A 9,681-nucleotide genomic window follows, 5' to 3' on the forward strand; every position below is an offset into this window, starting at 1 on the left:
CATTCAGGCGTAAAGTTCACATAATTCTTATTTCTAGCAAAATTAAAGTAAATGTCATACAAAGAATTAGAATACATCATAGACGCTAAGATACAAAAAGCTATACGGAAGCACGAGATTATAGTTGCTTTTATTAGTAGTATTATTGGCTTAATTTTTCTAGTGGGTTTGTTTCATGCTATTTTGCTCAACCACACTCAAATTCAATCATATTGTTTGAGATGATTACTGATTGCGTTCAATAGGTTTTTATAATCCAATACGGTTCAGTTAAGGCTAAAACCTTTTGGCAAAGTCAAGTTTTTTAACAAACCACAGAGGTGTAGAGGGCACTTAGAGAAGAAATAAATGCTTAACTGAACTGTATTGTTTTATAATCAAGCCTTCTCGAATGTCTATAAAATTAATCAAAGTTAGACATATTTTTTATAAAAATGAATTTTACTATGGAGAATAAAAATAATAGCAGGGCTATATTCGTCTTATTTTTGACTGTATTTATAGACTTGCTCGGCTTCGGAATTATCCTGCCGATACTGCCTTTGTATGCTGAACAATTCGGCGCAAAACCTGATGAAGCGACACTACTTGTAGCTATTTATTCTTTAATGCAGTTCTTATTTGCACCATTATGGGGTAAATTTAGCGATCGCTACGGTCGTCGTCCGATTTTGTTACTTACTTTATTAGGTTCTGTAATTGCATACACTGGGTTAGGCTTTGCCAACTCATTATGGATTTTGTTTATCGCTCGTAGTCTTGCCGGGATTATGGCAGGGAATATTGCTACTGCTCAGGCGTACATAGCAGATGTTACCACGCCAGCTAATCGATCTCGTGGCATGGGCATAATCGGAGCAGCTTTTGGTCTTGGTTTCATTCTCGGCCCAGCAATTGGAGGTCTTCTAATCGGGTCAGATCGAGACAACGCTAACTTTCATCTACCATCGTTGTTCGCAGCCGGATTATCTTTATTAGCATTGCTTTGTGCTTTGATATTACTTCCAGAATCTCTAAATTCTGAGACTAAAGCCAAAATCCAAGCTAATCGCTACCGTCAGCGACGGCTGAACTGGCTACAGTTGTCACAGCGTCCCCAGTTCTGTATCCTTGCTGGCATCTACTTTTTTGTTACCTTTGCTGTTGCGTCTATGGACTCTACATTGGCTTTATGGTCAAAGCAGCAATTAAACTGGGGTCCTCAACAAACAAGTTATCTTTTTGCCTTCATGGGGATTGTCAGCACAATCATTCAAGGAGGACTGATCGGATTCCTCAAAAAATACTTCGGTGAAATAAAGTTACTTATCTTGGGGATATTAGGGTTAGGTTTAGGATTACTGCTAATTGGATTCTCACAAAGCTTAATTTTATTGTTGGTTGCCACTACACTTGTGGCATGGGGAATTAGTGTCAGTCAACCAATATTAAACAGCCTGATTTCCCAAATGACAGCCCCAGAAGAACAAGGACAAATATTAGGTATTGCTAGTTCTTGCTCTGCGTTGGCACGGATTGGCGGCCCAACCTGGGCAGGGCTGAGTTTTATGAAATTTGGAAGTTCTGCTCCTTTTTTGAGTGGATTTTTAGTAATGCTAGTAGCTTTGACTCTTAGTTTGCGAGTAACGAAAAGTGCATCTGAACCAAACACAGAACGTATCGCCTAACAATCTATAGGACTAATATTTGATTTATGAAAAAGCTTGGTACAGATCAAAAAGCCTAATTCCTTATTCCCTACTCCCTACTCTCCGCCCACGTAGATAATTTCAAAAATAAAATCCGATTTCTATAGGTATTAGAGGTTGTTTAAAAAGTGTTTCAGTGTAACTTTAGGTACTTTTAGATCCCTCCTAACCCCCTTTTTTTATAATTACGAATTACGAATTAATATGACAGGTCGTCGAGTATTATTTTTAGGCATCTTTGTAAGCATCCTCCTCACCTACGCAATTTGGGTAGGTGGGAGCATTCCTGCAAGCATCACCAAACTTCCTGACCAAGGATTAAACTGGTACTACTGGAAGCTTCCCCAACCAACCTTTTGGAGTCGAGCGACGGCTTGGGGTATGTACCTTGGGCATCAGTTTAGCATCTGGGGGTGTATCTTGTGGGCGCAGCGATCGCAGTTGAAATACAAATCAGCGTTGCACCCGATTAACTACCTCATGCTTGCTATTAATGGTGCATTCATCGCTTTACACTTTCTCCAAACATATATTTGGTACGATGCTCTAGCTCAAGATACTTCAATTTGGGCTTCTCAGGGTGCGGTTGTCCTCCTACTAGTCTTCGTACTGATTTTGGAAACGCCTCGACGCGGTTTGTTTTTTGGCAATTCTGTTCCATTCCATCAACAGTTTTTGCAAATTATCAAGCTGTACCACGGCTACTTTTTCTCCTTCGCCGCTATCTATACCTTCTGGTATCATCCAATGGAAGCGACTTTGGAGCACTTGATTGGTTTTTTCTATATGTTCTTGCTTTTGCTCCAATCGTCGTTGATATTTAACCGCACCCATGTAAATCGTTGGTGGACATTCACTTTGGAAATTACGGTGCTTTTACATAGTGTTGTTGTATCTTTGATGTTAGGGCAAAGCAAGTGGCCAACATTTCTCTTTGGTTTTCTTGGTATTTTAGTACTTACTCAACTCCACGGTCTACCTGTAAGTATCTTGACTAAACGTACTATCTACGGAGTCTTTTTAGTCAGTGTAATGACCGTTTATGGACTGACTGAACGCGGCTTGGGCAGAATTTACGAAGTAACCTATATTCCTCTGATTGAGTTTGGGCTAGTTGGCGTAATTTACTTAATCTTCTTGCTCATCTTATGGACAATTTCTCGTTTACCTATCAAGACGTAATACGATATATGAGCTTGAAGTTTCAATGAGAAAATCAGCACGCTTATCTTTGCTAGAGGTAGAATTTTTGACTTCGGTAATTCTTTGAAAAGAATTAGGAATAATAAAGGGAAGAAGTGTATTTTCAAGATAATCCTCAAATGAACGACTCAATAATCCTTCTAACCTTTTCCTAGTACTATCCTCGGAAACAAGACCTCTAATCTGATTCCAACAAGATTCCGTAAAAGATATAGATTCTGGCAAACAGAATCTTTCATTATTCAATTTAATAAAAGGAACTTCTAGAAAATAATTGTAAAATAGAGGTTGATAATAATCAGGAACACTATTAAGTGTTTTATCGATTATATTACGAAAGCAATTATCAGCTTGCGAGGAAAAAGGCTCACTATTTTGCTTAACAATTATTTGTAGATTTTCTGGGCTAATACCTAATTTTTGAACTTCATCGTCTATACCCGGAAGTTGAGAAAAAGAATATTCCGAATTTGAGGTGTGGTCGCAATACTGCTCGGTTAAGGAAAGAAAGTAGGCTGAAACCCTTGAAATATCGTTGTCTATAATGCCCAAAAGAGGCTTAACCGAGCAGTATTTGGAATTGCTGCTACTACCATCTGTTTCATTGTATATGAAAACAGTTATTACATAAGCGATGTCTACGACGGGCTATTCGGCGTCGCAAAATTCAATTACAAATCTTTTTGTAAAGTCTTGTATACCAGCAAGGCAAACAAAAATGATCCTAGTTAATCCTTAAGCAGCGGGATGTGCGTAGACGTAGCCCGTCGTAGATTTCGCATCAATCATATATACTTAATTTATCTTGCAGGTTTCCCAGAGCAAAGATGTTAGTGGTTATAATTCATCTTTTTAATATCCAACGCTTAAAATCAACGTCTTTCTATTCTCTAGCAATGACAATATCGTTAGATTTAATGACTGCATAAGCTTCCTTTCCCTCAGATAGTTCCAACTCTTCTGCGGAAGCTCTAGTGATAATCGAGGTTAATTCTACTTTATGAATAATCTCTAGAGTCACCTCACTATTAACTGCTCCATAGACAACTCGTTTAACGACACCTTTAAGAATATTGCGAGAGCTAACTTTTAGTGATTTCTTTTGAATAGTACTTTCTATATCAGGCTTTTGAGTATAAATATCTTCCTGTTTTTCCTGCTGAATTGAGGACGATATTGGTGCTGATGAGTTCTGATTCAGGCTACGCACGAGTTCCCGCAGAATCTCAGTCTTGGTGCGTTGAGACTGTTCGCAGAACTCCTCCAGAATTTTTCGCTCGTCCTCTGAGGTTTGAAACGTGACCCATCCTTGTTCTTTTCTTGGCATAATGTTATCAGTTTTGGTTATTCTTGGTATGATTCTACCAAGTATCAATTCAATGTGTTGTTTTAATAAAAATATTTTTTTATTGACGGATTTTCTCTATTTTCATAGAGAATTAATTGACTAAGCTCATACATCTAACTACATAAATATTTATTTTTTGTAGTGACAAAACAATTTGTTACTTAATATTAAGTGATATCGCTATTTTATACCAACTTAAAGATTAAGGAACACCAGGATGATTCAAAATATGTTGGGAATGGAATTGATTTGCTGTGGAATTTGGCGTAGAGCTAGCCTTGTCTTAAGCACAGGTGTATTCTACTAAGTTACCAACAGCTAGAAAGGTTCAGCCGCAGGATGAGGATAATAAACCACTATCATGATTGACAAACCGCAGAATGGACAATGCTCAATAGCCGTTCACAAAAGAAATTTATCGCCAGAATGATGTTCATTGGTACCACTAGCATTTAAGCTAGTACGGGTGAACTATATGTAGTATAGAATGTCTGACTTAATTCTGTTTTGGCATCGGCGCGATTTACGCATTTCTGACAATACGGGACTGGCTACGGCAAAACAACAGAGTCCGAAAGTGGTGGGCGTGTTTTGCCTTGATCCGAATATTCTGGAACGGGATGATGTTGCTCCTGTGAAAGTAACTTATATGATTGGCTGTTTGCAGAAACTCCAAGAGCGATATGCTCAAGTTGGTAGCCAGTTATTAATACTCCACGCCAATCCTGTACAAGCGATACCAGCTTTAGCAGAAGCAATAAATGCCAAAGCTGTTTTTTGGAATTGGGATGTAGAACCTTATTCGCAAGAACGCGATCGCACCGTTATAAATGCTCTCAAAGAAAAAGGCATTCAGTTTCTTAACCAAAACTGGGATCAAATCCTCAATTCCCCAGAGCAATTACGCACCGGTAGCAATCAACCTTACACAGTTTACACCCCCTTCTGGAAAAATTGGATTACCAAACCGAAAGCGAACCCAGTAGAAACTCTGCAAAATGTTGAGGGTTTAACAGAAGCTGAACAGGAAATTGCTAAACTTGCAGGAGCCTTAACGCTACCTTCAGCGAAAGATTTAGGATTTATTTGGGATGGAGAATTGATTATTTCACCGGGAGAGACGGCGGCGCAAGAACGGCTAGAGGAATTTACTGCTAAAGCGATTACTGAATACCAAGAACAACGAAATTTTCCCGCAGTAGATGGAACATCGCAACTGAGTGCAGCTTTAAAATTTGGCGTAATTGGCATTCGCACCGTTTGGCAAGCCACCATAGAAGCACTAGAAAATAGCCGCAGTGAAGAAACAGCAGTTAATATTCGTACATGGCAACAAGAATTAGCTTGGCGGGAGTTTTATCAACATGCAATGTATAACTTCCCCGAATTAGCTGATGGTGCTTTCCGCGATACCTTTAAAAACTTTCCTTGGCAAACTAACGAAGAACATTTCCAAGCTTGGTGCGAAGGAAGAACTGGCTATCCTATTGTAGATGCAGCAATGCGCCAGATGAATGAAAGTGGCTGGATGCATAACCGTTGCCGAATGATTGTTGCTAGTTTTCTTACTAAAGACTTGCTAATTAATCCCCAATTGGGAGAAAAATACTTTATGCAGCACCTGATTGATGGTGATTTATCTGCTAATAATGGCGGTTGGCAATGGAGTGCTTCTAGCGGTATGGACCCTAAACCTGTGCGGATTTTTAACCCAGCCAGTCAAACACAAAAATTTGATCCAGAGGGGGAATATATTCGGCAATGGGTGTCAGAATTAAGGTCTGTAGATACAGAATATTTAGTTACTGGAAAAATTCCATCTTTGGAACGTCATGCTGTTGGCTATCCTGAACCTATTGTGGATCATAAAATACAGCAGCAGCAGTTTAAACTGCGTTATCAACAGCAAAAAAACCTTGGTACTGGTGAGTAAAATTGTTACTTTTTTAATAGACATAAGAGTGAAAATTATGTAGGCACAATTCATTAATTGTGCCTTTAAAAGATTTCGTGCAACGCATAATTAATTTATCGAAATCTCTAATGTTTTATTAAGAGGGATGTGATATAATTCGGATTTTTCTAAGTTACATTTTAACTTGCTGCTCTTTCACTACAAATGGATTTCAAAAGTTTTTCTGATCTACGTGAGTTTATTCGCCGCTACAACTCAACATCTATTCTAGAGATTGGAGCAAATAAATGCTGGCAAAAGTGAGAACCGAAAAAATACTCAGATCCTTTAGATTGGGTGGTTAGTAATACTGAACGTAATTATGTTGTCCGACTTATGTTACTAGCTAGTGCAGGTAATCCTCATCGGCATAGGGATATTAGTGTTGAGACGTTTGACAGCTTAATTAATGCTTACCATACTTGAGAACATCATACCATTTCAGACAAACGTATTCAGGAATTTCAAATTCCACCAGTTGACAGATAAGATTCTCTAGAAACGTACACAGTAAATAGCGAAAAAATTGCTTTTCACTGACACCTTGCTTGGCTGTACCATTTCCATTTGGTAATTGAACGCATCCTTGAAAGGAAGCTTTCAGATGCTCCCGACTTGTAGAATCTTTAGTGTATAAACGTCTTACTAGTGGTGGATTAAAGAATAATTGGATAGTACCCAGTAAACATAACCACACATTTGTTAAACTTTTAGCAATCAAAAAGAACAAAATCAAGATAATAACTAGAAATTATCTAATCTAATATCCTTCCAAATATCAGAAACTTGCCATCCCGTCTTACCAACAGAAAGGACTATAGGATTATCACGCGCTGGAATATAGTTAGGTTCCTTATTGCTTACACCTATTTCTGACTGTTCTTCAACGATTGGTTCTTGTATATTAATAATGTCAATTTGAAAATTCTGTTCTTGTGTTTCTTCGATGATTTTTGTTTCTTGGACTAGCTTTTCCGATTTTTTGATGAGCTTCATATTTATTTGTAGTTTTAACGCTTGACATTGACAAAAAAACGAAAAAATGAAATTAAGTTAATTTCTAAAAATCTGGGAGAATACCAACACAGATAGATGCGCTATCGCGCCAATATTGATGGTGTTAAACAACCAAAGTAATGCAACAATTAACAACAATTTTCACGAAAGTTAAAGCGCAATTGGTTACTCCTCCCATTTCAAATCCTCAACCTACACAAAAGGTCACTTCCAATTTATCTTTCAATAGTAATTTAGATTCAGGCACTATAGCTATCTTAGAACAGATTGAAGCTGAATATGAATACTAACACGCTTGTGAGGAATGGTAGTCATGAATTTAGCACTCGCTCAACAATCCTTAGCAGGACTTTCCCAAACTGCTGCTCATTTCTGGGAACAGCTAACTAATTGCCAAGCTCCAACAATTACACCATTAAACGTGATGATTTCACCCTTAATGTCTTGAATGTTGAGGAAATCGTCTTCTTTGGCGCTGCTCCCCAGTAAACTGTGTTTGGGATTCCTGATCAGTAGACTGAGCTTTGGGTTTCTGATGGGATGAAGGAGAGGTGTATATTCTTCCCTCTCTTTTTTAATTGGCGATCGCTTCAATTTTTGGGTGCAAAGCCCAACCTGTTCAGATAGTTTTAAGCTAGTATCTAGCAAGAATACAGACAAATCTTGTTGTAGATGCCAAGACTGGATGGTTGAACCTATGAAAATCCAACAAAAACAATCACAAAACCAAGATATTCTGACTCAAAATCAACTCCCTTTACCTCCCGGAAGCCTAGGCTTACCGTTGATTGGAGAGACAATTAGCTTTTTGCGTGACCCTGATTTTGCTACCAAACGACAACAGAAGTACGGCAACATTTTTAAAACTAATCTATTTGGCTCACCAACTATTATGATGGTGGGAGCAGAAGCTAATCGTTATTTATTTAGCCACGAAAACCAGAATTTTGTAATTAAATGGCCAGAGAGCGTTGCAACATTACTCGGTCCTGCTTCTTTATCAATGCAAACAGGGAGCATCCATCAAAAAAGACGCAAATTATTATTACAAGCATTTCAACCGAGAGCTTTGGCAAGTTATCTACCAGCAATGTCAGAAATTAGCGATCGCTACTTCAAAAAATGGGAAAAATTGAATCAATTCACTTGGTATCCTGAGCTTAGACAATATACTTTTGATATCGCTTGTAAATTATTAGTAGGAACAGATGCTACTAATGATACCCATTTTACTGAAGTATTTGAAGAATGGTGTGCCGGATTATTTACTCTTCCTATTCGGTTACCTTGGACGAAATTTAGTAAAGCATTAAAATGCCGAGAAAAGTTATTAGCAAAAATTGAAGAGATTATTTTACAGCGTCAACAACAAGGAAATAATCATCAAGACGCTTTAGGCTTATTACTAGATTCCAGAGATGAAGATGGTAACAGTTTAAGTATAGAAGAATTAAAAGACCAAATTCTAACTTTACTATTTGCTGGGCATGAAACCTTAACTTCTGCGCTATCTTCTCTATGTTTACTGTTAGCGCAAAATCCAGAAACTTTAGCAGCTGCTAAAAGAGAACAGCAACAAATAAATTGTGCAGGTGAACTAAAATCTGAACATCTGAAACAAATGACTTACCTAGATCAAATACTCAAGGAAGTTTTGCGAATTACTCCTCCAGTTGGTGGTGGTTTTCGTTCGGTTATCCAAACTTGTGAGTTTAATGGGTATCGTATTCCCCAAGGTTGGTCTATATTGTATCAGATAGGTAAAACCCATCGGGATCAGAGTATATATAAAAATCCAGAGAGTTTTGAGCCGCAAAGGTTTGGTATAGATAGGGCTGAGGATCAATCTAAACCTTTTGGTTACGTTCCTTTTGGAGGTGGAATCAGAGAATGCTTAGGTAAAGAATTTGCTAAATTAGAGATGAAAATATTTGCTGCTTTGCTATTGCGTGGTTATGAATGGGAACTTGTACCAGGGCAAGATTTAGATTTAGTAATGATACCCACGCCCCGACCCCGTGATTCTTTAAAGGTAGTTTTCCGTTCCATACAGGGGGTAAAAGACTCACGTTAAAAAAGGCCTAATTTCTTTTATCACGGCTGAATCCGATCGCCGTTATGATGAAGCAGACATGGCGTTAGCAGAAGATATTGCCCATCGAGCCGCGATCGCTATAATGCCCGCCTCTACCGGGAAGCACAGCAGTCTGCCGAGCACATTACCCGGCTTCAGTGTGTGACGGCGGCTGCTTTTTCTGAATCGCTAACTCCCTTCCAGGTGGCATCTCAGCTTATGCTGGAGAAATTAATCAGTACCACGCACTTACGGCTGGGTTCCAAGAGCACATATCTAAACCTGTAGAGCCAGAGAAATTGTTGACATCCTCCCTGCCGTTTACGGCAGGGATTCCTAATACTCACGAATTAGGTTTCTGTTTCTTTCCATTACTGGATTTTTGCAACTGCCCTTT

General features: G+C 38.5%; 9 protein-coding genes. 5 read left to right on the plus strand and 4 right to left on the minus strand.

The features are described from left to right. The first annotated feature begins 446 nt into the window (after positions 1 to 446). Together V7K25_RS04985 and V7K25_RS04990 are read left to right on the plus strand one after the other, a co-directional pair. Entirely contained in the window at positions 447 to 1,667 is a 1,221-nt protein-coding gene (locus tag V7K25_RS04985) for an MFS transporter (protein ID WP_335155630.1), read from the plus strand. A gap of 225 nt (positions 1,668 to 1,892) precedes the next feature. Next, positions 1,893 to 2,870 (plus strand): hypothetical protein, encoded by a 978-nt coding sequence (locus tag V7K25_RS04990; RefSeq protein ID WP_335155632.1) that lies wholly within the window; start codon positions 1,893 to 1,895, stop codon positions 2,868 to 2,870. Here the strand turns inward: V7K25_RS04990 and V7K25_RS04995 are convergent. Together V7K25_RS04995 and V7K25_RS05000 are read right to left on the minus strand one after the other, a co-directional pair. After that, on the minus strand, positions 2,853 to 3,443 hold the full coding sequence (locus V7K25_RS04995) for a hypothetical protein (RefSeq protein WP_335155634.1): 591 nt from the start codon (positions 3,441 to 3,443) through the stop codon (positions 2,853 to 2,855). The two genes, V7K25_RS04990 and V7K25_RS04995, sit on opposite strands and share 18 nt — an antisense overlap. 331 nt (positions 3,444 to 3,774) lie before the next feature. Next, complete coding sequence (locus V7K25_RS05000) at positions 3,775 to 4,218, minus strand: TOBE domain-containing protein (RefSeq protein ID WP_335155636.1); 444 nt, start codon at positions 4,216 to 4,218, stop codon at positions 3,775 to 3,777. Between the two features lie 508 nt (positions 4,219 to 4,726). Here V7K25_RS05000 and V7K25_RS05005 point away from each other — a divergent pair. Beyond that, positions 4,727 to 6,172 (plus strand): deoxyribodipyrimidine photo-lyase, 8-HDF type, encoded by a 1,446-nt coding sequence (locus tag V7K25_RS05005; RefSeq protein WP_335155638.1) that lies wholly within the window; start codon positions 4,727 to 4,729, stop codon positions 6,170 to 6,172. A 427-nt stretch (positions 6,173 to 6,599) separates the two neighbouring features. Here V7K25_RS05005 and V7K25_RS05010 read toward each other — a convergent pair whose 3' ends face one another. Together V7K25_RS05010 and V7K25_RS05015 are read right to left on the minus strand one after the other, a co-directional pair. Further along, positions 6,600 to 6,890: a hypothetical protein gene (locus V7K25_RS05010; RefSeq protein WP_335155640.1), complete on the minus strand. Its 291-nt coding sequence runs from the start codon at positions 6,888 to 6,890 to the stop codon at positions 6,600 to 6,602. Positions 6,891 to 6,937: 47 nt separating this feature from the next. Next, the gene (locus V7K25_RS05015) at positions 6,938 to 7,189 is read right to left on the minus strand and encodes a hypothetical protein (protein WP_335155642.1); all 252 of its coding nucleotides are present in this window, start codon (positions 7,187 to 7,189) and stop codon (positions 6,938 to 6,940) included. A gap of 334 nt (positions 7,190 to 7,523) precedes the next feature. Here V7K25_RS05015 and V7K25_RS05020 point away from each other — a divergent pair, with 334 nt between their 5' ends. Both V7K25_RS05020 and V7K25_RS05025 read left to right on the plus strand, forming a co-directional pair. After that, entirely contained in the window at positions 7,524 to 7,658 is a 135-nt protein-coding gene (locus tag V7K25_RS05020) for a hypothetical protein (protein WP_335155644.1), read from the plus strand. Between the two features lie 249 nt (positions 7,659 to 7,907). Beyond that, complete coding sequence (locus V7K25_RS05025) at positions 7,908 to 9,284, plus strand: cytochrome P450 (protein WP_335155646.1); 1,377 nt, start codon at positions 7,908 to 7,910, stop codon at positions 9,282 to 9,284. Positions 9,285 to 9,681 lie beyond the last annotated feature (397 nt).

This window comes from Nostoc sp. (assembly GCF_036919495.1).
Taxonomy (GTDB): domain Bacteria; phylum Cyanobacteriota; class Cyanobacteriia; order Cyanobacteriales; family Nostocaceae; genus Nostoc.

What these genes read in the sequence shown, in the direction of transcription:
- V7K25_RS04990 (WP_335155632.1), top strand. Translation starts at nt 1,893, where the DNA reads ATGACAGGTCGTCGAGTATTATTTTTAGGCATCTTTGTAAGCATCCTC.
- V7K25_RS05015 (WP_335155642.1), bottom strand. Translation starts at nt 7,189, where the DNA reads ATGAAGCTCATCAAAAAATCGGAAAAGCTAGTCCAAGAAACAAAAATC.
- V7K25_RS05025 (WP_335155646.1), top strand. Translation starts at nt 7,908, where the DNA reads ATGAAAATCCAACAAAAACAATCACAAAACCAAGATATTCTGACTCAA.
- V7K25_RS05000 (WP_335155636.1), bottom strand. Translation starts at nt 4,218, where the DNA reads ATGCCAAGAAAAGAACAAGGATGGGTCACGTTTCAAACCTCAGAGGAC.
- V7K25_RS04985 (WP_335155630.1), top strand. Translation starts at nt 447, where the DNA reads ATGGAGAATAAAAATAATAGCAGGGCTATATTCGTCTTATTTTTGACT.
- V7K25_RS05005 (WP_335155638.1), top strand. Translation starts at nt 4,727, where the DNA reads ATGTCTGACTTAATTCTGTTTTGGCATCGGCGCGATTTACGCATTTCT.
- V7K25_RS05020 (WP_335155644.1), top strand. Translation starts at nt 7,524, where the DNA reads ATGAATTTAGCACTCGCTCAACAATCCTTAGCAGGACTTTCCCAAACT.